This is a genomic window from Mycobacterium sp. E2699 (assembly GCF_001666745.1).
Taxonomy (GTDB): domain Bacteria; phylum Actinomycetota; class Actinomycetes; order Mycobacteriales; family Mycobacteriaceae; genus Mycobacterium.
This window is the reverse complement of record NZ_LZJH01000126.1, coordinates 1-21169: the sequence shown is the minus strand read 5'-3', so window position 1 is coordinate 21169 and position 21169 is coordinate 1. Positions and strand designations below refer to the sequence as shown.

Below are 21169 nucleotides of genomic sequence, written 5' to 3'. Positions count from 1 at the left end.
AAACGTGCCCCTTTCTCGACCGGGTCAGGCCCGCGGCATCTCCGACCGGTTGCCGACTTAGCGCCGCTTCACCGACTTTGGCGGCTTGGCGCCGCGACCCTGCCGGCGCGCGGCCTCACGGCGCTCGCGACGGCTGGCGCCGCCGGGCGCGCCGGCCGTCGTCTTCTGCGCGCCACCGCCGTTGCGCTGCACCTGCGCCGAACCGTCCTCGGCCGGGCCGGAGTACGTGAGCGCGGGCGCCTCGTCATCGATGCCCTTGGCGCGCAGGGTGCTTGGCGCCTCCTCGCGCGGCGCCGCGGGCGGTTGGGCTTCGCCGCCGGGCTGTCCGCCGGCGGCGGCTCCCAGCTCCGCGAGCCCCTCCGGTGTCGCCTGGGGGGCGACCTGCGGCGCGGGCACCGCCTCCACGGTGACGTTGAACAGGAAGCCGACCGACTCCTCCTTCATGCCGTCGAGCATCGCCATGAACATGTCGTAGCCCTCGCGCTGGTACTCCACCAGCGGGTCGCGCTGCGCCATCGCCCGCAGCCCGATGCCCTCCTTGAGGTAATCCATCTCGTAGAGGTGCTCGCGCCACTTGCGGTCGATGACGTTGAGCAGCACGTTGCGCTCCAGCTGGCGCATCGCGCCCTCGCCGGCGATTTCCTCGAGCTCGGCTTCCCTTGCGGCGTAAGCGCGTTCGGCGTCCTTGAGCAACGCGTCGAGGAGCTCGTCGCGGGTGAGGTCCTCGAGGTCGTCGTCACCGTCCCGGCGCGTCAGCGTCACGTGGTCGATCCCGACCGGATAGAGCGTCTTGAGCGCCGACCACAGCGCCTCCAAGTCCCAATCCTCGGCGTAGCCCTCGGCCGTCGCGCCGTTGACGTAGGCGGTGATCACGTCGCGGACCATGTCCAGCGCCTGGTCCTTGAGGTTCTCGCCCTCGAGGATGCGGCGGCGCTCGGCGTAGATCACCATCCGCTGCTGGTTCATCACCTCGTCGTACTTGAGGACGTTCTTTCTGACCTCGAAGTTCTGCTGCTCGACCTGGGTCTGCGCGCTCTTGATCGCGCGGGTCACCATCTTGTTCTCGATCGGCACGTCGTCGGGCAGGTTCAGCCGGTTGAGCATCGCCTCCAGCGCCGCGCCGTTGAAGCGGCGCATCAGCTCGTCGCTCAGCGAGAGGTAGAAGCGCGACTCGCCAGGGTCGCCCTGGCGGCCGGAGCGGCCGCGCAGCTGGTTGTCGATGCGCCGCGACTCGTGCCGTTCGGTGCCCAGCACGTACAGGCCGCCGGCCTCGATCACCTCGGCGGCCTCCTTGCCGGCCTCCTCCTTGACGATCGCCAGCTCCTCGTGCCAGGCCGTCTCGTACTCGTCGGGCGTCTCCACCGGGTCCAGCCCGCGCTCGCGCAGCCGCTGATCGGTGAGGAAGTCGACGTTGCCGCCCAGCACGATGTCGGTGCCGCGGCCGGCCATGTTGGTGGCGACGGTGATACCGCCGCGGCGGCCCGCCACCGCGATGATGCCCGCCTCCTGCTCGTGGTACTTGGCGTTGAGCACGTTGTGCGGGATGCGGCGCTTCTGGAACTGCCGCGACAGGTACTCCGAGCGCTCCACGCTGGTGGTGCCGATCAGGACCGGCTGCCCCTTCTCGTAGCGCTCGGAGACGTCATCGACCACAGCGATGTACTTGGCCTCCTCGGTCTTGTAGATGAGGTCGGAGCAGTCGGTGCGGATCATCGGCTTGTTGGTCGGGATGGAGACCACGCCCAGCTTGTAGATCTCGTGCAGCTCGGCCGCCTCGGTCTGGGCGGTGCCGGTCATGCCGGCCAGCTTGTCGTAGAGGCGGAAGTAGTTCTGCAGCGTGATGGTGGCCAGCGTCTGGTTCTCGGCCTTGATCTCGACGTGCTCCTTGGCCTCGATGGCCTGGTGCATGCCCTCGTTGTAGCGGCGGCCGATCAACACGCGGCCGGTGAACTCGTCGACGATGAGCACCTCGCCGTCGCGGACGATGTAGTCCTTGTCGCGGGTGAACAGCTCCTTGGCCTTCAGCGCGTTGTTCAGGTAGCTGACCAGCGGCGAGTTGGCGGCCTCGTAGAGGTTGTCGATGCCGAGCTGGTCCTCGACGAACTCCACGCCCTTTTCGTGCACGCCGACCGTGCGCTTGCGCAGGTCGACCTCGTAGTGCACGTCCTTTTGCATCAGCGGCGCCAGCCGCGCGAACTCGAGGTACCAGTTCGACGCGCCGTCGGCGGGGCCGGAGATGATGAGCGGGGTGCGGGCCTCGTCGATCAGGATGGAGTCGACCTCGTCGACGATGGCGTAGCTGTGGCCGCGCTGCACCAGGTCGTCGAGCGAGTGGGCCATGTTGTCGCGCAGGTAGTCGAAGCCGAACTCGTTGTTGGTGCCATACGTGATGTCGGCGTTGTAGGCGACGCGCCGCTCGTCGGGCGTCATCTGCGCGAGGATCACGCCGACCTGCAGGCCCAGGAAGCGGTGCACCCGGCCCATCCACTCGCTGTCGCGCTTGGCCAGGTAGTCGTTGACGGTGACGATGTGCACGCCCTTGCCGGCCAGCGCGTTGAGGTAGGCCGGCAGCACGCAGGTCAGGGTCTTGCCCTCACCGGTCTTCATCTCGGCGACGTTGCCGAGGTGCAGCGCGGCCGCGCCCATCACCTGCACGTCGAACGGGCGCTGGTCAAGCACCCGCCACGCGGCCTCGCGAGCCACGGCGAACGCCTCGGGCAGCAGGTCGTCGAGGGTCTCGCCCTCCGTGAGGCGCTGTTTGAACTCGTCGGTCTTGGCCCTCAGCTCCGCGTCGGTGAGCTTCTCGACGTCGTCGGACAACGTGTTGACATAGTCGGCCACCCGCTTGAGGCGTTTGACCATGCGACCTTCACCAAGGCGCAGCAACTTCTGTAGCACGGTGTCGTCCCTCTTGGGGATGTTCCCCTGTTGGATGGCGTTGTTCTTCGCCGCATCAGTGTTCGGCGCCATCCATCGTAGGTGACACGCCGGAAAAGCCCGCGAACGTCGTCAGGACAGACTGATCAGCCCGTAGTCGTAGGCGTGGCGACGGTAGACGACGGACGGCCGCTCGGTCTGCTTGTCGAAGAACAAGAAGAAGTCGTGCCCGACCCGTTCCATCTCGTACAGCGCGTCGTCGACCGTCATCGGTTTGGCCTGGTGCTCCTTGGTGCGCACCACCCGCCCCGGCTCGCGGTCAAGGTGTTCGTGCCCGTCGACACCGGCGCCGTCGTGCTCGTGCGGCTGCACCGGCTCGCTGTCGAAGGCCTTCGCGGGTAGCGGGGCGACCGCGGTCGCCGCGGCCAGCGACACCGGCGTCTTGTCGCCATAGTGGACCTTGCGTCGGTCCTTGACGCGGCGCAGCCGGTTCTCCAGCTTGTCGACCGCCGACTCGAAGGCGGCGTAGAAGCTGTCGGCGCAGGCCTCCGCGCGGCTGACCGGCCCGCGCCCGCGGGCGGTGATCTCCACGCGCTGACAGGACTTGCGCTGGCGGCGGTTGGGGGCGTGCTTGAGCTCGACGTCGAAAAGGTAGATGGAGCGATCGAATCGTTCGAGGCGGGCGAGTTTCTGCGAGACGTAGATGCGGTAGTGATCGGGGATTTCGACGTTGCGGCCCTTGAACACGACCTCGGCGTTCAATGTCGGTTCGGCCGGCCCGGTGGTGTCTGCCGGCGGTTGGTCGAGAGTCTGACCGGAATCCACGGTAAGCCTTGACATACGTGTCAACTCGTTTCCTTTTCCACGTTGCACGCGCTGCGTGCCGGCTTGCTACGAAACGCGCCGACGGGGTGGGAGCGGTTTTGGCCGCAGGCTGCCCGCCGGTGCTAGGAGTCGAATACTCACCTCCTTCGCGTGCGGCGCTTCAACCTGGGGAATCGCGACGAGTGTGTTGCGTGTTCAGGAAGCCCAGGGTGTTCCTGAAGGTTGTCCTCGACGTTAGCTCGTGTTCGCCTTGGGACGCCACCAATTTCGCAGAGCTGTTGCATGTTCTTCACAACCTCATGCCCGGGCCACAGCCTCACGCGGCCGCGATCGCCAGCACCGCCGCCACGCGCACCCCCGCGGCACGCAGGATCCGCACCGACTCGCGCGCCGTCGCCCCCGTGGTGACGATGTCGTCGACGACCAAGACCTCGGTACTCGGCGGCCGCCGGCACAACACGACCCGGCCCGCGACATTGCGCTCGCGGTCCGACGTGGAAAGCCCCACCGAGTCGCGGACCAGCGCCTTCATCCGCAGCGCCTGCACGACGCCGACGTCCGGGTAGCCGGCCACCGCGGCCCGCGCCAGCCGGGCGACGGGGTCACCGCCCCGGCGGCGCGCCGCCGAACGCCGGGTCGGCGCGGGCACGATCGTCAGCGGGGTCTCGACCATGCCCCAGGTCAGCAGCCGGTGCACCCCGACGGCCAGCGCCCGGGCCAGGGGCGACACCAGGTCCCCGCGGCCGCGCTCCTTGCACGCGAGGATCGCCCGGCGGCGCGCCCCGGCGTAACGGCCCAGCGCGAACACCGGCACCTCCGGGTCGATCCGCGGGTCAACCACGTGCGGCTGGTCCGGTTTGGCCTCGAGCTCGGCCGCGCAGGCGGCACACCAGCGGGTCGACGGCGCCCCGCAGCCGCCGCATTCCAGGGGCAGGATGAGGTCGAGCACGGACACAGTCTGGTGGGCGCGTCCGACAACACGACCCGCTTGGCTGAGTGGCCTGCCTAGCCTTCTCGTTGCCCCGCGCTGACGAAACGCCCACGCGCCGGCTTCAACACGAACACGGCCAGCGCCGCGGTTCCCAGATCGAGCGCGATCGCACACTCGAACACCGGGATCCAGCTGCGGGCTTGTTGGTGCAACAGGGCGGCGAGCGGGCCGCCGAAGATCGAACCGATCCCGAACGAGATGTAGAGCCAGCCATAGTTCGCCGTGGCGTAACGGGTCCCGAAGGTGTCGGTCAAGGTGGACGGGAACAGCGAGAAGATCTCGCCCCACCCGAAGAACACCAACCCCGACAGGAGGACGAACATCGTCGCGTCGTGTCGGGTGAGCAGCCAGAGCGTCATGGCGACGCCCTCCAGCGCGAAGGCAAACGCCATGGTGTTCTCACGGCCCAGCCGATCCGATACCCAACCGAACAACGGCCGGGTAAGCCCGTTCGTGAAGCGGTCGATGGTCAAGGCGAGCGGCACGGCGGCGAGCCCGAACACCAATACCTTGCTCACACCGAAGTCAGCGGCGAACGTCGCCAGCTGCGACGTGACCATCAGGCCCGAGGTGGCCATCGTCGTCATCATCACGAACATCAACCAGAAGAGGGGCCGCTTGAGCATTTCGGATGGCCGATAATCGCGCACGGTGGTGGACGCGCGGGCGCTCGACGTACTCGATGCCAGATCCGTCGGCGGCACATGCAACCCCTGCGCCGCAACGCAACCGACGGCGGCGAACGCGACGCCGAACAGCCACAACGTCGACTCCACGCCGCGTGCGGCCAGCGATGAGGCGATCGGAAAAGTGGTGAGCATGGCGCCCATTCCGTAGCCGGCCGCCACCACACCGGCGGCGAATCCGCGCCGATCGGGAAACCACTGGACCATCAGCCCGACGACGCCGACATACACGATCCCCGTGCCGATGCCGCCGACACCGCCATAGGTGAGGTACAGCATCGGCGCGGTAGGCGCGTGGGATGCGAGCACCCAGCTCAAGCCCGCCAGCAGCGTGCCGATAGAGATCAGCCGGCGGGGCCCGAAACGGTCGACCAGCGCCCCCTGGAATGGCGAGAAAAAGGCCTGCAAAACCACGAGAATCGAGAAGGTGACCTGCAATTCCGGCAGGGCAATCCCGAGTTTGGCGGCGAGCGGCTTGGTCATCAGCGTCCACACGTACTGCGGACTCGATATCGTCATCATGCATACCAGGCCCAGGCCGAGCTGGAGCCAGCGGGTGCGCGCGACGGTCGGCGCTGTAGTCGCTGCCGTGGAGCTCAAGGCGTCCGTGTTAGCAAGCAAAGCGGCTCTCCGTTTCCAGTTACGTGCCGGCGGTGATATCGGGGCGTTCGAAATGCCAAAGTGCTTGTCCGAAACAAATTTTCAGACAGCGCGAGTTGTTGTGAACGCCAATGTGCCTCGCCAACAGTAGGTTTGGCGTGTTTCCGGGACATTACCGATGATCACCGGCACATCAACTCCCACTCACTGACGTACCGAGGTCGAGCGCCGACGGTCTGTAATTCGTTGTGATGCAACGTATTTGGTTCGATAATCCGTTGGCGGGCGTGATGATAGATTCTGTATATCGCGCCATAACGAGCGATTGTCCGCGCACGTCACCGCGGTTCCCGCACCTACCCCGGTTGACTTAACCGTATTCAGGGTCGTGCACAGGACCCCCGTCAGCCGGGTCGCGCACGGCGCCTCTGCGTCAGCCCGGCAAGACCGGCGCCGCGCCGGGCATGTTCAGCCCGGAGACGTCCGACCAGCTCTGCTGGCTTTCGGGCGCCGACGCCGAATACTGCAGCACCCCCTGCGGGGCGGCGACGTAGACCGCCGACGGGTTGGCCGCGACCGTCGTCACCGGGACCTGCAGGCCGCGGGCCGGCGCGTCGGAGTTGACCCCGTCGAGGTTGACGTAGGACACCGGATGGCTGGCGTCGGTGCGGGTGACCACGATGTCGTCACCGGTGCGCCACGACAGCGAGACCACCGAGTTGCCCAGCCCGAAACCCAGGCGGCGCGGGTAGGTCAGGGCGTACTGCCCGGCCTGCGTCTGCTCCACGCCGGCGAGGATCACCTGGCCGTTGATCACCATCGCCGCGCGGGTGGAATCGCGGGACAGCTGCAGGTCGGTGATCGGCCCGGGGAAGCTCGCGGCCACCAGCGCGGAATCCACCGGGATCCGCGCGGGCTGCCCGGACGCCGGTTCCTGGATCGCGCGCAGCACGTTGTTGTTGTCCACTACCACCCAGACGGCGTCGTCCAGCGACCAGCTGGGCCGGGTCAGGTTGTGCCCGTCGGCGGACTGGACCGCCTCGCCACCCAGATCGCCGATCCACAGCGACGCCGCCTGGTCCGGCGCGCCGCGCCGCAGCGTCACCACCGACGCCACCTGCCGCCCGCTGCGGGACAGCGCGGCGCCCGTCTGATCGCCCATCCGCCCGAAGGCTCCCGCCACGTTGGTGGTGTGCTGCCCGTCCAGCCCGACCAGCGACCCGTTGACCAGGGCGTGCACGCCCGCACCCGCCCCGTCGGCCACGCCCGGGTCGGTGGCCGCGACATCGGAGGTGGTCCACCCCTCCGCGAACCTGTCGTCCAGCGGCGCGCCGTCGGCGTTGATCACATACGGACCGCGGATGTCCGCGCGGGCCAACGTCCAGATGATCTGTGCGGCAAGCAATTGCCTGCTGTGCGGATCGGTGGTGGACAGTTTCTCCAGATCGATGCGGGCGCCGCCGTAACCGAGCCCGATCCCGTTCTTGCCGCCGTCGGCGCGGGTCACCGGCCCGCGCAGCCGCAGCGGCGGGGCGAGCAGGTTGCGCACCGTGTGGGCCATCTCGGGCCGCGGCCCGGCCAGCATCTTGGACACCAGCTCGGTGGCCAGCTGGTCGTGATCGGCCACCGCCACATAGCGGGGATCGGGAACCACCGTCTTGCCGGTCGGGTCGGCGAAGTACAGCGTGTTGCGTTTGTAGGTCTCCTGGAATTGCTGCCAGTCCAGGAACACCCCGTTGGGCAGGCGGTCGATCCGCCAGCCGCCGGAGGTCTTGACCAACTCGATCGGGCCCGGGTCCGGCAGCACGCCCTCGGCGGTTTCGAACACCCCGACGTCGGACAGCGAGCCCAGGATGTCCGCGCGCATGGTGGCCGAAACCCGTTCGGCGCCACGGGTTTCCACGAACACCACGTGGTCGATCAGCAGCGCGCTGCCGGCGTCGTCCCACGCGTTGGACGCCGACTGGGTGAGGAACTGGCGCGCCGCCAGGTGCCGGTTAGCCGGATCCGCTGTGGCCTTGAGGAATTCGCGCAGCAACACGTCGGGATCCATGCCCGGGGTGGGCTTGGGCAGGTTCGACGGGGCCGGGCGTTCGACGGTGCCGATCGCCTGCGGGGCCGACGAGCTGGGCACCCCCGCGCACCCGGCGAGCAGCACCGCCAGGAACAGCAGCGCCAGCAGCCGTGCCAGCCCCCGCATCAGACGCTCCTCTCGGCGGGTTCCGGTTGGCGCGCCTTGTGTTCGGGGGCGCTCGGCTCCGGCATGGGCTGCGGGATGGGCTTCAGCGGCAGCGGGCTGGTGGTGACCTTGTGGCCGCGTACCAGCGGAAGCGTCAGCCGGAAGCAGGCGCCCTGGCCCGGCTCGCCCCAGGCCTCCAGCCGCCCCTGGTGCAGCCGCGCGTCCTCGACGCTGATCGCCAGGCCCAGCCCGGTGCCGCCGGACCGGCGCACCCGCGACGGGTCCGAGCGCCAGAACCGGCTGAACACCAGCTTCTCCTCGCCCGGCCGCAGCCCGACGCCGTAGTCGCGAACGGTCACGGCGACGGTGTCCTCGTCGACGCCCATCCGGATGTCCACCGGTTTGTGCTCGGCGTGGTCGATGGCATTGGCGATCAGGTTGCGCAGGATGCGCTCCACCCGCCGCGGATCGACCTCGGCGATCACCTCCTCGGACGGCATGTCCACCTGCAGTTCGATGCCTGCGTCCTCGGCCAGGTGGCCGACGTTGCCCAGCGCGCTCTGCACAGTGGTGCGCAGGTCCACCGCCTCGACGGACAGCTCGGCCACACCGGCGTCGTGCCGCGAGATTTCCAGCAGGTCGTTGAGCAGTGTCTCGAACCGGTCCAGCTCGTTGACCATCAGCTCGGTGGACCGGGCCAGGGTCGGGTCGAGGTCGGCGCTGTGGTCGTAGATCAGGTCGGCGGCCATCCGCACCGTCGTGAGCGGGGTGCGCAGTTCGTGGCTGACGTCGGAGGTGAACCGGCGCTGCAGGTTGCCGAACTCCTCCAGCTGAGTGATCTGCCGGGACAGGCTCTCGGCCATGTCGTTGAACGACAACGCCAGCCGGGCCATGTCGTCCTCGCCGCGCACCGGCATGCGTTCGGACAGGTGCCCCTCGGCGAACCGCTCGGCGATCCGCGACGCCGACCGCACCGGCACCACCACCTGCCGCGAGACCAGGAGCGCGATCCCGGCCAGCAGCACCAGCAGCACCCCGCCGCCGGTGATCATCGTGCCGCGCACCAGCTGGATCGTGGCCTGCTCGTTCTTCAGCGGGAAGATCAGGTACAGCTCAACGTTCGCCACCTGCGACGACGTCGGCGTCCCGACGATCAGCGCCGGCCCCGAAAAGCCCTCGGTGTGCACGGTCGCGTACTGGTAGGCCGCCTGGCCGGCCTTGACGAACCCGCGCAACGAGCCGGGCACCTGGTCGACGGGGCCGGCTGTGGTCGCGGCGCGCGGGCCGTCGCCCGGGACGATCAGCACCGCGTCGAAAGGCCCGGCCAGCCCGGCGCCCGAGGCGGTGTCGGTCTTCGAGGTCAGGGTGTTGCGGGCCAGCTGCAGGCTGCTGTCCAGCGAGCGCGTCTCCTCGCCGTTGACGATGCCGCCGACGGTGGTGCGCGCCCGCTCGATCTGCTCGATGGCGGCCTTGACCTTGACGTCCAGCACCCGATTGGTGACCTGGCTGGTCAGCACGAAGCCGAGCGCGAGGATCACCGCCAGCGACAATCCGAGTGTCAGCGCCACGACCCGCAGCTGTAGCGATCGGCGCCAGGCAACGCCCACGGCTCGACTCAACGCACCCATGCCGCGGGTCATGGGGCCAGAGCGCCCCCAACGGCTTCTCGTGCGTCGCGGCGAGCGCCAGATCACGGAGGTCCGGCCTTGTATCCCACTCCTCGAACGGTCAACACCACAGTCGGGTTCTCAGGGTCCTTCTCGACCTTGGCCCGCAGACGCTGGACATGCACATTCACCAGGCGGGTGTCCGCCGGGTGCCGATATCCCCACACCTGTTCGAGCAGCACATCACGAGTAAACACCTGGCGCGGTTTGCGTGCCAGCGCGACCAACAGGTCGAACTCCAGCGGTGTCAGGGAGATCTGCTCGCCGTTGCGGGTGACCTTGTGCGCGGGCACGTCGATGTCCACGTCGGCGATCGACAGCATCTCGGCGGGCTCGTCGTCGTTGCGCCGCAGCCGCGCGCGCACCCGGGCGACCAGTTCCTTCGGCTTGAACGGCTTCATGATGTAGTCGTCGGCGCCCGACTCGAGGCCGAGCACCACGTCGACGGTGTCGGTCTTGGCGGTCAGCATCACGATCGGGACGCCGGAGTCGGCCCGCAGCACCCGGCACACGTCGATCCCGTTCATGCCCGGCAGCATCAGGTCCAGCAGCACCAGGTCGGGGCGCAACTCGCGCACCGCGGTCAGGGCCTGAGTGCCGTCGCCGATGACCGCCGTGTCGAAACCCTCCCCACGCAGCACGATGGTGAGCATCTCGGCCAGCGAAGCGTCGTCGTCGACGACCAAAATCCTTTGCCTCATGGAGTCCATGGTGTCACCAGATCGGGATAAATTTGGGGCGCCACACGGGCGTTTCTTCTTCGATACGGCCAAATCGTGACCAATTTGTGCTACCCGGCGGTCAAAGTTGCCGCCAGATCCCCCGGATCGACGTCTTTCTCGACGACCAGCCAGCGACCTCCGAAGTCCGCCGCGGCCAGCTGCGCGTAAACCGCGCCGGTGCGCCGCTGCAGTCCGTCGTCGCGTTCATAACTGTCGCGCGCGCGGCCGGGTTCGTTCTCGGCGCGGTGGCGCGCCCGCTGCGCGGCGAGCTCTGCGGGCACCGCGAGCAGCACCTGCCAGTCCGGCGGGGGCAGCCGCAGCCGCTGGTATTCGAGCCGGTGCACCCAGGCCGCCGCCTCCCCGGCCGCGTCCTGGTGCAGCCGCGCGGCGGTGTAGGCCGCGTTGGAGGCCACGTAGCGATCCAGGATCACCACGTCGTAATCGCGGCACAGGCCCTCGATCTCGGCGATCGCCCCGGCGCGGTCGAGCGCGAACAGCATCGCCATCGCGTACGCCGACGACGCCAGGTCGCCGTGCTCGCCGTGCAACGCCTCAGCCGCGATGTCGGCGGTCACCGACCGCCCATAACGCGGGAAGGCCAGTGTGACAACCGACTTGCCGGCGCGTTCGAAGGCCTTGCGCAGGCCGTCGGACAGGGTCCGCTTGCCGGAGCCGTCGACCCCTTCGATCGCGATCAGCACGGCGCGAGCCTATCGGGCTCGCCCTGCGCACGAGTGTGCGGCAGGCCGCACGCTCGGTGCCGAATGTGCGGCTGGCCGCACGCTCGGCGACCCGGCGCTCAGTAGCGGTAGTGGTCCGCCTTATACGGGCCGTCGACGTCGACGCCGATGTATTCGGCCTGCTCTTTCGTCAGCTTGGTCAGCTGGCCGCCGAGGGCCTCGACGTGGATGCGGGCCACCTTCTCGTCGAGGTGCTTGGGCAGCCGGTACACCTCGTTGTCGTACTCGTCGTTCTTGGTCCACAGCTCGATCTGGGCGATCACCTGGTTGGAGAAGCTGTTGCTCATCACGAACGACGGGTGTCCGGTGGCGTTGCCCAGGTTCAGCAGCCGGCCCTCGGAGAGCAGGATGATCGACTTGCCGCTGTCGCCGAACGTCCACACGTCGACCTGCGGGCGGATGTTCACCTTGGTGGCGCCGGACTTTTCGAGCTGGGCGACCTGGATCTCGTTGTCGAAGTGCCCGATGTTGCCCAGCACGGCGTGGTCCTTCATCGCCTTCATGTGCGCCAGGGTGATGATGTCCTTGTTGCCGGTCGCGGTGATGACGATGTCGGCCTCGCCGATCGCGTCCTCGACCGTCTTGACGTCGTAACCCTCCATCAGCGCCTGCAGCGCGTTGATCGGGTCGATCTCGGTGACGACCACCCGCGCGCCCTGGCCCTTGACGGAGTCCGCGCAGCCCTTGCCGACGTCGCCGTAGCCGCAGATCAGCACCTTCTTGCCGCCGATCAGCACGTCGGTGCCGCGGTTGATGCCGTCGATCAGCGAGTGCCGGCAGCCGTACTTGTTGTCGAACTTGGACTTGGTGACCGAGTCGTTGACGTTGATCGCGGGGAACGCCAGGTCGCCGGCGGCGGCGAACTGATACAGGCGCAGCACGCCGGTGGTGGTCTCCTCGGTGACGCCCTTGACCGACTCGGAGATCTTCGTCCACTTCTCCTTGTCGGTCTCGAAGCGGCGGCGCAGCAGCTCCAGGAAGACCTTCCACTCGGTGGGGTCGTCCTCCTCGGCCGGGGGCACCACGCCCGCCTTCTCGTACTGCGCGCCGCGAAGCACCAGCATGGTGGCGTCCCCGCCGTCGTCGAGGATCATGTTGGCCGGTTCGTCGGGCCAGGTCAGCATCTGCTCGGCGGCCCACCAGTATTCCTCGAGCGTCTCACCCTTCCAGGCGAACACCGGCACACCCTTGGGCTCCTCGGGCGTGCCGTGCGGGCCGACGACCACCGCGGCCGCGGCGTGGTCCTGGGTGGAGAAGATGTTGCACGACGCCCACCGCACCTGCGCGCCCAGCGACACCAGGGTCTCGATGAGGACCGCCGTCTGCACTGTCATGTGCAGCGAGCCCGAGATCCGCGCCCCCTTGAGCGGCTGCACCTCGGCGTACTCGCGCCGCAACGACATCAGACCCGGCATCTCCTGCTCGGAGAGCTCGATGTCCCGCCGGCCGTAATCCGCCAGCGACAGGTCGGCCACCTTGAAATCGATGCCGTTGCGGACCTCGGCGGTTAACGAACTTTCGGTCGTCGTCATAGCGTGATCTTCCTTCTTCGACGTTTGGGGGGCTCACTCGAGCCAAGCGGTACTTAGCTTAGGTATGTTCTTCCGCCACTGTAGCCGCGACCCCATGACGCTCCGCGAACGGCGTCATCAGCCGCGCAAGGTCCGCGGCGACATCATGGTCGGCCTCCGGGGGCATGGACACGTAGCTCAGCGCCAGCCGCACGATGGCGCGCGCCAGCACGCCGGCGTCCTCGTCGCTGGTGGCCACCCAGCTGTTGGTCAGCGCCGTGGTCAGCCGGGCCGACGCCCGGGTGATGATGGGCCCGCTGTCGGTGGTGATGATCTGCAGCAGGTCGGGCTTGGCGACGCCGGTCAGCAACGAGATCACCAGCGGGTCGGCCGCCGACTCCGCGAAGAAGGAGCGGAATCCCTGCAGGAACGCCTCGTGGATGTTGCCGACGTTGGCGTCGATCGCGCCGCCGACCGCGTCGACCAGGCGGTCGGCCAGGCGCAGGGCGTACCCCTGCGCCAGGCCCTGCCGCGAACCGAACTCGTTGTAGATGGTCTGCCGGCTGATGCCCGCGGCGCGGGCCACGTCGGCCAGCGTGATGGCCGACCAGTCGCGGGCCAGCAGCAGGTCCCGCATCGCGTCGAGCACCGAGTCGCGCAGCAGGACGCGCGACGCCTCCGCGTACGGCATCCGCTTCACAGGCGCGACACTAGCGGTTGCGCTGCTCACGATCGAGCGATCTCGACCATCTCGAAATCGGACTTCGCGGCGCCGCAGTCCGGGCAGCTCCAGTCCTCGGGGATGTCGTCCCAGCGGGTCCCGGGCGCGATGCCGTCCTCCGGCCAGCCCAGCGCCTCGTCGTATTCGAAGCCGCACTGGATGCAGCGGAACAGCTTGTAGTCACTCATGCCTTGGCTCCTTGCATCTCGAAGTCGACCTTCTCGCGCACCGCGCAATCCGGGCAGCACCACTCGTCGGGGATGTCGCTGAAGGGCGTGCCCGCGGGAAAGCCTTCCCGCGGAGCCCCTTTCGCTTCGTCGTAAACGTAGTCGCAGCCCGGGCAGCGGTAGGCGCTCATGCGCTCGCCCCGTAGCGTGCCAGTACCCGGTCGCGCAGCCGCGGCTGGATGTTGACCTTGCTGATGTCGCCGTCGTAGTGGGACAGCACCCGGTGGTCCATCACCTTGCGCCACAGCGGCGGGAAGTAGGTGAGCGAGATCATCGACGCGTACCCGCTGGGCAGGTTGGGCGAGCCCTCGATGCTGCGCAGCGTCTGATAGCGACGGGTCGGGTTGGCGTGGTGATCGCTGTGCCGCTGGAGGTGGTACAGGAACAGGTTCGTCACGATGTGGTCGGAGTTCCAGCTGTGCACCGGCGCGCACCGCTCATAGCGGCCGTTCGCGTTCTTCTGCCGCAGCAGCCCGTAGTGCTCGAGGTAGTTGACCGCCTCGAGCAGGCTGAACCCGAACACCGCCTGGATGATCACGAACGGGACCAGGCCCACGCCGAAGATCGCGATCAGCGCGCCCCACAACACCACCGACATCAGCCAGGCGTTGAGCACGTCGTTGGACGGATAGGTCGTGGGGTTCCAGGGGCTCCTGCCCTGCCGGCGAATCCGCTGGGCCTCCAGCCGCAGCGCGGAACGCAGGCTGCCGAACACGCTGCGCGGCAGAAACTCCCAGAACGTCTCGCCGAAACGCGCCGAGGCCGGGTCTTCGGGTGTCGAGACGCGCACGTGGTGGCCGCGGTTGTGCTCGATGTAGAAGTGGCCGTAGCAGGACTGCGCCAGGGTGATCTTGGACAGCCACCGCTCCAGCGACTCCTTCTTGTGCCCCATCTCGTGGGCCGTGTTGATCCCCACCCCGCCGAGGACTCCGACGGACAGCGCCACGCCCAGCTTGCCCGCCCAACCCAGGCCGCCTTCAGAACCGGCCGGGAAGCCGAGCCAGCTCAGGTTGGACGCGGTGAACAGGTAGGCGCCCAGGATCACGCTGAGGTACTGGAACGGGATGTAGACGTAGGTGCAGCGGCGGTAGTACTTGTCGTTCTCCAGTCGCTCCATCACCTCGTCGGGCGGGTTCTGCCCGTCGGGCCCGAAACGCACGTCGAGGATGGGCAGCAGGACGTAGAGCAGGATCGGACCGATCCACAACGGCACCTGCGCGACGGCGTGCCAGCCCAGCCAATTCAGTCCCCACACGATCGGCAGCATCACGAACAGCGCCGTCGGGGGGATGAGCCCCATCAGCCACAGATGGCGCTTTTTGTCCCGCCAGACGGTCACTTCGGCCGGTTCCACTGTGGTCATATGCCAAACCTCCTTGTGAGTCATGCCACGTTGGAGTTGGACATTACCGGCGCTTGCGTCTCGTGTCTAGACACAGAAGGCTATTTTGTAAACACAGCCTCCGCCTCGCCGCGCCCGGCGTCCCGGCGCCCCTGCACGGAGTGCCGGTACCCGTAGCCGGCGTAGATCGCGGTTCCCACCACCAGCCACACGCCGAACCGGACCCAGGTCAACGCGGTCAGGTTGAGCATCAGCCATGCGCAGGCGCAGATCGACGCGATGGGCAGCACCGGCACCCACGGGGCCCGGAACCCGCGCTCGAGGTCCGGCCGGGTGCGGCGCAGGACCATGACGCCGGCGGAGACCAGGACGAACGCGAACAGCGTCCCGACGTTGACCATCTCCTCGAGCTTGGCGATCGGGAACACCGACGCCGTCGCCGCCACCACCAGCGCGACCAGGACCGTGATCCGCACCGGGGTGCCGCGCGAGCCGGTCTTGGCGAGCGGCCGCGGCAACAGCCCGTCGCGCGCCATCGCGAACAGCACCCGGCACTGCCCGAGCATCAGCACCATCACGACGGTGGTCAGCCCCGCCAGGGCACCGATGGCGATGATTTTGCTGGCCCAACCGATCCCGTTTGCTGCGAACGCCGTCGCCAGGTTGGCCGGCTTGTGGCCGGGCAGGGTCTTGAGCTGGGTGTAGGACACCATGCCGGACAGCACGACCGCGACGGCGACATACAGCAGGGTGACGATCGCCAGCGACACCAGGATCCCCCGCGGGACGTCGCGCTGGGGCCGCTTGGTCTCCTCGGCCATGGTCGCGACGATGTCGAAACCGATGAACGCGAAGAACACGATGGACGCCCCCGCCAGCACGCCGTAGAGGCCGTAGTGGCTGCCCTGCGCGCCGGTGAGCAGCGACAGCACCGACTGGTTGATGCCCGACGCCTCCCGCCCCGACTCGGGCCTGGGGATGAACGGCGAGTAGTTGGAGCCCTTGATGTAGAAGGCGCCGACGATCACGACCAGCACCACCACCGACACCTTGATGCCGGTGATCACCGCGGAGAATCTCGACGACAGCTTGGTCCCCAGGGCGATCAGCGTCGCCACCGCCGCGACGATCAGCAGCGCGCCCCAGTCAAGCTGAACGGACCCGATTTGCGCTGTGCCACCGGCGAACCCGAACACGTTACCGAGGTAGCTCGACCAGCCTTTGGACACGACGGCGGCGCCGATCGCCAACTCCAGCAGCAGGTTCCAGCCGATGATCCAGGCGAGGAACTCGCCGAAGGTGGCGTAGGAGAACGTGTAGGCGCTGCCCGCCACCGGCAGCGTCGAGGCGAATTCGGCGTAGCACAGGGCCGCCAGCGCGCACGTGATGGCCGCGATCACGAACGAGATCCAGATGGCCGGCCCGGTGATGTCGCCGGTGGTCGACGCGGTCACCGTGAAGATGCCGGCGCCGATCACCACCGCGACACCGAACACCACGAGGTCCCACCACGTCAGCTCCCGGCGCAACCGGGTCTCGGGCTCGTCGGTGTCGGCGATCGACTGTTCGACCGACTTGGTGCGCCAGCGATTCGCCATTCCGCCCCGCCCCTTCCCGATGCGCCCGCCCGTTGGACCGCACAGTACTGGGTAGTCTGCGAGCATGGCGGACAGCGGGGGGAACGCGACGGATCATGCGGTAGTCGTCGGGGGCAGCATCGCCGGGTTGTGTGCCGCCCGGGTGCTCTCGGATTGCTACGCCCGGGTGACCGTCTACGAACGTGACGAGTTGCCGAGCGCCCCGGCCCACCGGGCGACGGTCCCGCAGGACCGGCACCTGCACATGCTGATGGCGCGGGGCGCGGCGGAGTTCGAGGGCCTGTTTCCCGGCCTGCTGGCCGACATGGTGGCCGCGGGCGTGCCGATGCTGGAGAACCGGCCGGACTGCATCCACCTGGGCGCCGCGGGCCACGTCCTCGGCACGGGGCACACGCTGCGCGACGAGTTCACCGCCTACGTGCCCAGCCGCCCGCACCTGGAATGGCAGCTGCGCCGGCGGGTCCGCGACATCGACAACGTCGAGATCGCGCGGCGATCGGTCGCCGAGCCGCGCTTCGACCGCGCGCGCCGGCGGGTGACCGGTGTCCTGCTCGACCCGCAGAACGGGGGCGAGGGCGAGTTCGTGCCCGCCGACCTCGTCGTCGACGCCGCGGGCCGGGGCACCCGGCTGCCGGTGTGGTTGCAGCAGTGGGGATTTGATCGCCCCCGCGAGGAAACCATCGACATCGGCATCAACTACGCCACCCACCGCTTCCGGATGCCGGAGGGCCTGATCGCGGAGAAGGTGGTCGTCGCCGGCGCCTCCCACGACCAGTCGCTCGGGCTGGGCATGCTGTATTACGAGGACCGCACCTGGGTGCTCACCACGTTCGGGGTGGCGGGCGCCAAACCGCCGCAGACGTTCGGCGACATGCTCGCGCTGGCCGGCACGCTGCTGCCCGCCCACTTCACCGCCGCGCTGGCGCAGGCGGAACCGTTCGGGGAGCCGGCTTATCACGCGTTTCCGGCCAGCAAGTGGCGTCGCTACGACAAGCTGAGCCGCTTCCCCGCCGGCATCGTCCCCTTCGGCGACGCCGTCGCCAGCTTCAACCCCACGTTCGGGCAGGGCATGACGATGACGTCGCTGCAGGCCGGTCACTTGCGGCGGGCGCTGCGGTCCCCCGACCTCGAAGTCGAACTGAACCGGGCCACCGCCAGGACCACCTACCCGGTGTGGATGATGAACGGCATCGCCGACGTCAACTTCCACCACGCCGGAACCACGGCGCCCGTCCCCTGGTGGTGGCGGCCGTCGGCGGCGCTGTTCGACCAGTTCCTCGGGGCCGCCGAAACCGAACCCGTGCTGGCCGAATGGTTTTTGCGCCGCTTCTCGCTGCTGGACAGCCTGTACATGGTCCCGCCGCCGCGGATCGTCGGCCGCGCCATGGCGCACAACATGCGGCTGTGGCTGCGCGAGCGCCGGGAAGCTCGGAAGGGGCGACGGGTCGCGATCGCGAGCGCGACGGTGCCGGGCGACGCAGGCCGCCACCAGCAGGCCTAGCCTTACAGCCCTACGGTCGCCCTGAACAGCTTGGCGGGTTCGCGTGCGACCAGCCTGACGGGCCCGTCGTCGGCCGCCACCCAGGCCGCCATCCCGCGTTCCAGCGTGAGCGACCCGGCCTTGCCGTGCACCGTCGTGCAGCCCTCGGTGCACAACAGGATCTGCGGGCCCTCGTGGCTGCACGACGCGTCGACCTCGTGGCCGAGGTACTCGCCGTCGAGCGCCAAGAGCGTGACCGCGAACTCCTCGGTCGGCGTCTCGTAGACCCGGCCCAACCCCTCGCGGCGGATGTGCGGGCGCAGTTGCTCCTCGGTGGTGGGCGTGAAGTTCAGCACCCTCAGCAGCTCTGGCACGTCCACGTGCTTGGGGGTCAGTCCGCCGCGTAAGACGTTGTCGGAGTTGGCCATCACCTCGACCGCGAAGCCGCGCAGGTAGGTGTGCAGGTTGCCGGCAGACACGAAGATGGCCTCGCCCGGGGCCAGGGTGATGCGGTTGAGCAGCAGCGCCGCCAGCACCCCGGCGTCGCCGGGATAGCGCTCGCCGAGCTCGAGCACCATCTTGGCTTCGGCCGCGAATTCCGTTGCGCCGGAGCTGATGTACTGGATGGCGCCGTCCAGCACCGCCGGCACCAACACGTCGATGTCGGGCTGCGGGGCGGTGATCCAGGTGGTGAACAAGGCACGCAGGCCGTCGGCGTCGGACTGGTCGCTCAGCAGGTCGATGTAGGGGTCGAGGTCGGAGACGGCCAGCGCCCGCAGCAGCTCGACCGTCCGCGGCACCTGGCGAAATCCGGCCAGCGCCTCGAAGGAATGCAGCGCCACCAACAGCTCCGGCTTGTGGGAGGTGTCGCGGTAGTTGCGGACCGGCGAGTTCACCGGGATGCCCAATCGCTCCTCGCGCAGGTAGCCCTCGACGGCCTGGTCGGAGCTGGGATGGGCCTGCAGCGACAGCGGCTCGTCGGCGGCCAGCACCTTGACCAGAAACGGCAACACGTCCCCGAACCGCGCACGCGACCCCGGGCCGAGCTGCCCCTCCGGGTCGGCGACCAGCTCCTCCAGCAGCGAAACCTCGCCCCTGCCGGTTTCCAGCCAGGCCGGGTCGCCGGGGTGCGCGCCAAACCACAGCTCCGCCTCCGGGTGGGCCGCCGGAACCGGACGCCCGGTGAATTCCGCCAGGGCGGTGCGCGACCCCCAGGCGTAGGTCCTCAACGCCCCGCGAAGCAGTTCCACTTGTCTATCTATCCCCGTACCAGTCGCATGTAAACCGCGGCCATCTCCAGCCGAACGGCCAATACTGCCAGTTGTTGCTCGGCGCTGATGGCGCCACCCAACGCCGGCGCCACCGTGGAGCCGGCCGAGCCGCCGGGCCCGTCGGGCACGTCCTCGGCCGCGAGCAGGTACACGTCCTCGAGCCCGGCGGTCCGGGCCGCCACCACCGTCTGCTCGGCGGACAGGGTCAGCGCCAGCACCCGCAACCGCTCGGGCCGCGGCCCGTCGATCTCCTCGTCGTGGAAGATGTCGTCGACCGCCCCGTCGCTCGTGTTGGCGGCCGCGCGCAGCGCCAGCACGGCATCGGCCAGCCCGGTGGCGGCGACCACCTCGTGCGCCAGCCGCAGCAGCACCGAGCTGCCGTGCCGGGCCAGCGCCAGCGTGGCGGCGCAGTCACCCGCCAGCACCAACCGGCGACCGTCCGCGCGCGCGGCGATCGCCTTGGCCGGGTTGGTGAACAATTCGCGGCCCCCGCTGTTGCGCAGCGCCTCCGCATCCAGCGCGTCGGCGAGCACACTCAGGTCGGCGCCCCGCCCGCCGTCGACGGTTTGCAGGGCGGCCAGCCCGGCCGCGAAGTAGCGGCACAGACCGAACACCTCGGGCACCTCGAGCCGCGGCTCGAGCGCTGCGCCGCGCCCGGCCGCGGCGTCGCGCAGCGGGCCCTCGTTGGGCGCCACGACGAGCACCCGGGCGCCGCGCCGCACGCCGGTGGCGGCGGCGATGACGAGCGCGGGGTCGCCGGGATCGTCGCCCGCGACGATCAGCACGTCCAGCGGGCCGATCCACGGCGGCACCTCGCCGGTGAGCGTGATCGGGGCGGGCGCCACGCCGCCCATCGTGGCGGCGAGCATGGCCCCGGCGGTCTCGGCGGGGCCGCGGCCGGACACCCAGATCAGGCTGCGCGCACGGTCGTCGGTCCGCAGCGGGTCCAGCGCGCCCTCGTCGACCGCGGCCGCGATCGCGCGCACCTGCGCCCCGGCCGAGGACGCCGCCCGCAGCAGGCCGTCGCGGTCGGCGGCCAGCAGGCCCTCGCCGTCTTCGAGGTCGATGACGCGGGTGGCGCTCACGGGGCGGACCCGGCGATCTCGGCGCGAACCTGGGCGACCACCGCGTCGACGTCCTCGGTCGTGCGGCCCTCCACGTTGAGCCGCAGCAACGGCTCGGTGTTGGAGCTGCGCAGGTTGAACCAGCTGCCGTCGCCCAGATCGACCGTCACCCCGTCGAGGTGGTCGATGGACTGGATCCGGGTGCCGAACGATTTCAGCACCGCCTCCACGCAGGCCGCCGCGTCGGCCACCGTGAAGTTGATCTCGCCGGACGACTCGTAGCGCTGGTAGTCGGCGGTCAGCTCGGACAGCGGCCGGTCCTGCTCGCCGAGTGCGGCCAGCACGTACAGCGCCGCCAGCATCCCGGAGTCGGCGCCCCAGAAATCGCGGAAGTAGTAGTGCGCCGAATGCTCGCCGCCGAAGATCGCGCCGGTGTCGGCCATCAGCGCCTTGATGTAGGAGTGGCCGACCCGCGAGCGCAGCGGGGTGCCGCCGCGCTCGGTGACCAGTTCGGGCACCGCGCGGGAGGTGATCACGTTGTGGATGATCGTGGCGCCGATCTCCCGGCCCAGCTCGCGCGCGGCCACCAGGCTGGTCACCGTCGACGGCGACACCAGCCGCCCGCCCTCGTCGACCACGAAGCACCGGTCGGCGTCCCCGTCGAAGGC

At 69.0% G+C, this 21169-nt stretch carries 17 protein-coding genes and 1 pseudogene; 1 reads left to right on the top strand and 17 read right to left on the bottom strand.

Translation table 11 applies throughout. The annotated features are described in order from the left end of the window. Positions 1-57: 57 nt before the first annotated feature. The 14 genes from secA to A5696_RS21530 form a co-directional block, all read right to left on the bottom strand. A complete protein-coding gene (secA, locus tag A5696_RS21595; RefSeq protein ID WP_067883145.1) occupies positions 58-2898 on the bottom strand; it encodes a preprotein translocase subunit SecA in 2841 nt (946 codons plus the stop codon). Between the two features lie 111 nt (positions 2899-3009). After that, positions 3010-3702, bottom strand: coding sequence for a ribosome hibernation-promoting factor, HPF/YfiA family (gene hpf, locus A5696_RS21590; RefSeq protein WP_067883033.1), 693 nt, complete (start codon positions 3700-3702; stop codon positions 3010-3012). A gap of 316 nt (positions 3703-4018) precedes the next feature. Continuing rightward, on the bottom strand, positions 4019-4651 hold the full coding sequence (locus A5696_RS21585) for a ComF family protein (protein ID WP_067883144.1): 633 nt from the start codon (positions 4649-4651) through the stop codon (positions 4019-4021). A gap of 56 nt (positions 4652-4707) precedes the next feature. Continuing rightward, a complete protein-coding gene (gene oxlT, locus A5696_RS21580) occupies positions 4708-5979 on the bottom strand; it encodes an oxalate/formate MFS antiporter (RefSeq protein ID WP_067883032.1) in 1272 nt (423 codons plus the stop codon). 433 nt (positions 5980-6412) lie between these two features. Beyond that, a complete protein-coding gene (gene lpqB / locus A5696_RS21575; protein WP_067883031.1) occupies positions 6413-8179 on the bottom strand; it encodes an MtrAB system accessory lipoprotein LpqB in 1767 nt (588 codons plus the stop codon). Next, positions 8179-9852, bottom strand: a complete 1674-nt coding sequence (mtrB, locus tag A5696_RS21570; RefSeq protein ID WP_082956514.1) for an MtrAB system histidine kinase MtrB — start codon at positions 9850-9852, stop codon at positions 8179-8181. The genes lpqB and mtrB overlap by 1 nt, the downstream gene beginning before the upstream one ends. Beyond that, positions 9849-10535 (bottom strand): two-component system response regulator MtrA, encoded by a 687-nt coding sequence (gene mtrA, locus A5696_RS21565; RefSeq protein WP_055576516.1) that lies wholly within the window; start codon positions 10533-10535, stop codon positions 9849-9851. Before mtrA ends, mtrB begins: the two co-directional genes overlap by 4 nt. Positions 10536-10615: 80 nt before the next feature. Further along, positions 10616-11248: a dTMP kinase gene (locus tag A5696_RS21560; protein WP_067883029.1), complete on the bottom strand. Its 633-nt coding sequence runs from the start codon at positions 11246-11248 to the stop codon at positions 10616-10618. A 98-nt stretch (positions 11249-11346) separates the two neighbouring features. Next, positions 11347-12819 (bottom strand): adenosylhomocysteinase, encoded by a 1473-nt coding sequence (gene ahcY, locus A5696_RS21555; RefSeq protein ID WP_067883028.1) that lies wholly within the window; start codon positions 12817-12819, stop codon positions 11347-11349. A gap of 58 nt (positions 12820-12877) precedes the next feature. Further along, positions 12878-13489 (bottom strand): TetR family transcriptional regulator, encoded by a 612-nt coding sequence (locus A5696_RS21550; RefSeq protein ID WP_369803374.1) that lies wholly within the window; start codon positions 13487-13489, stop codon positions 12878-12880. Positions 13490-13524: 35 nt separating this feature from the next. After that, positions 13525-13707: a rubredoxin gene (locus A5696_RS21545; RefSeq protein WP_067883026.1), complete on the bottom strand. Its 183-nt coding sequence runs from the start codon at positions 13705-13707 to the stop codon at positions 13525-13527. Further along, a complete protein-coding gene (locus A5696_RS21540; RefSeq protein ID WP_067883025.1) occupies positions 13704-13877 on the bottom strand; it encodes a rubredoxin in 174 nt (57 codons plus the stop codon). The genes A5696_RS21545 and A5696_RS21540 overlap by 4 nt, the downstream gene beginning before the upstream one ends. Then, complete coding sequence (locus A5696_RS21535) at positions 13874-15109, bottom strand: alkane 1-monooxygenase (protein WP_067883024.1); 1236 nt, start codon at positions 15107-15109, stop codon at positions 13874-13876. The genes A5696_RS21540 and A5696_RS21535 overlap by 4 nt, the downstream gene beginning before the upstream one ends. An 80-nt stretch (positions 15110-15189) precedes the next feature. Then, entirely contained in the window at positions 15190-16686 is a 1497-nt protein-coding gene (locus tag A5696_RS21530; RefSeq protein ID WP_067883023.1) for an amino acid permease, read from the bottom strand. A 64-nt stretch (positions 16687-16750) separates the two neighbouring features. On the opposite strand from A5696_RS21530, the gene A5696_RS21525 reads away from it, so the two are divergent. Next, positions 16751-18187 (top strand): NAD(P)/FAD-dependent oxidoreductase, encoded by a 1437-nt coding sequence (locus A5696_RS21525; protein ID WP_067883022.1) that lies wholly within the window; start codon positions 16751-16753, stop codon positions 18185-18187. A 2-nt stretch (positions 18188-18189) separates the two neighbouring features. Here the strand turns inward: A5696_RS21525 and manA are convergent, their stop codons facing one another. The 3 genes and pseudogenes from manA to manB form a co-directional block, all read right to left on the bottom strand. Next, on the bottom strand, positions 18190-19416 hold the full coding sequence (gene manA, locus A5696_RS21520; protein ID WP_067883021.1) for a mannose-6-phosphate isomerase, class I: 1227 nt from the start codon (positions 19414-19416) through the stop codon (positions 18190-18192). Positions 19417-19424: 8 nt separating this feature from the next. Next, the gene (locus A5696_RS21515) at positions 19425-20522 is read right to left on the bottom strand and encodes a TobH protein (protein WP_067883020.1); all 1098 of its coding nucleotides are present in this window, start codon (positions 20520-20522) and stop codon (positions 19425-19427) included. Beyond that, positions 20519-21169 (bottom strand): annotated as a pseudogene (gene manB, locus A5696_RS21510) (phosphomannomutase/phosphoglucomutase); the annotation flags it as partial. The gene A5696_RS21515 and the pseudogene manB, both read right to left, overlap by 4 nt.

Bases quoted from the DNA above. Each gene is read 5' to 3' on its own strand.
- lpqB (WP_067883031.1), bottom strand. From the start codon at position 8,179: ATGCGGGGGCTGGCACGGCTGCTGGCGCTGCTGTTCCTGGCGGTGCTG.
- mtrA (WP_055576516.1), bottom strand. From the start codon at position 10,535: ATGGACTCCATGAGGCAAAGGATTTTGGTCGTCGACGACGACGCTTCG.
- ahcY (WP_067883028.1), bottom strand. From the start codon at position 12,819: ATGACGACGACCGAAAGTTCGTTAACCGCCGAGGTCCGCAACGGCATC.
- A5696_RS21550 (WP_369803374.1), bottom strand. From the start codon at position 13,489: ATGCCGTACGCGGAGGCGTCGCGCGTCCTGCTGCGCGACTCGGTGCTC.
- A5696_RS21545 (WP_067883026.1), bottom strand. From the start codon at position 13,707: ATGAGTGACTACAAGCTGTTCCGCTGCATCCAGTGCGGCTTCGAATAC.
- A5696_RS21540 (WP_067883025.1), bottom strand. From the start codon at position 13,877: ATGAGCGCCTACCGCTGCCCGGGCTGCGACTACGTTTACGACGAAGCG.
- A5696_RS21535 (WP_067883024.1), bottom strand. From the start codon at position 15,109: ATGACCACAGTGGAACCGGCCGAAGTGACCGTCTGGCGGGACAAAAAG.
- A5696_RS21530 (WP_067883023.1), bottom strand. From the start codon at position 16,686: ATGGCGAATCGCTGGCGCACCAAGTCGGTCGAACAGTCGATCGCCGAC.
- A5696_RS21525 (WP_067883022.1), top strand. From the start codon at position 16,751: ATGGCGGACAGCGGGGGGAACGCGACGGATCATGCGGTAGTCGTCGGG.